A 1,022-nucleotide genomic window follows, 5' to 3' on the forward strand; every position below is an offset into this window, starting at 1 on the left:
TGGGGCAGGCGCGGTTGTGGGTGTTGGCGGAGTTGGATCCGGGGTCGGTGGAGTATCACGTGTCGGTGGGGTGGGGGTTGCCGGTGGGGGTGGATGTGGGGTTGTTGGGGGTGGCGTTGGTGGGGTTGGTGGAGCGGCATGAGGTGTTGCGGACGCGGTTGGTGGTGGTGGAGGGGGTTGTGTATCAGCGGGTTGATCCGCCACCGGAGCCGGGTTCGGGGGTTGGGTTGCGGGTGTTTGGTGGGGTGGAGGAGTTGGCGGAGTGGTCGGTGGAGCCGTTTGTGGTGGGGTCGGGTCCGTTGTGGCGGGTGGCTGTCGCCGGCATCGGTTCTGAGGGTGGTGGGGTGTTGGGGTTGGTGTTGCATCATGTGATTGTTGATGCGGTGTCGGTGTGGGTGTTGCGGCGGGATTTGGTGGTGTTGTATGAGGCGGCGCGGCGTGGGGTGGTGCCGGTGTTGCCGGTGTTGGAGGTGCAGTATGCGGATTGGGCGGTGTGGCAGGAGCGGGTGTTGGCGGGTCGGCGGGAGGGGTTGTTGGGGTATTGGCGGGCGCAGTTGGCGGGGTTGGTGGTGGTGGAGGTGCCGACGGATCGGCCGCGGCCGCCGGTGCGGGATCCGGCCGGGGCGGTGGTCCCGTTCGGGTGGGACGCGCAGCTGGTCGGGGCGGTCCGGGCGGTGGCGCGCCGGTTCCAGGTGAGTTCGTTCATGGTGTTGTTGGCGGCGGTGCAGGCGCTGTTGGCCCGGTACAGCGGCCAGTCCGATATTGCGGTCGGGGTGCCGGTGTCCGGGCGTGGCCATCCGAAGGTGCAGGACGTGGTCGGGCTGTTCATCAACACGATCGTGTTGCGCACCGATCTGTCCGGCCAGCCCACGTTCGCTGAGTTGCTGCACCGGGTCCGGACCACTGCTCTGGGTGGTTACGCGCATCAGGATCTGCCGTTCCAACATTTGGTCGAGGACCTCAACCCGCCCCGCGACCCCGCCCGCACCCCGCTGTTCCAAATCCTGGTCAACCACACCACC

Annotated in this window: 1 protein-coding gene; it reads left to right on the forward strand. The window is 67.6% G+C overall.

All coding sequences use genetic code 11. The features are described from left to right. Window positions 1-14 precede the first annotated feature (14 nt). The coding region (locus tag Vau01_RS62995; protein ID WP_275424078.1) for a condensation domain-containing protein at window positions 15-1,022 on the forward strand (1,008 nt) is incomplete at its 3' end.

The sequence above is a fragment of the Virgisporangium aurantiacum genome, from assembly GCF_016863635.1.
GTDB classification, from domain to species: domain Bacteria; phylum Actinomycetota; class Actinomycetes; order Mycobacteriales; family Micromonosporaceae; genus Virgisporangium; species Virgisporangium aurantiacum.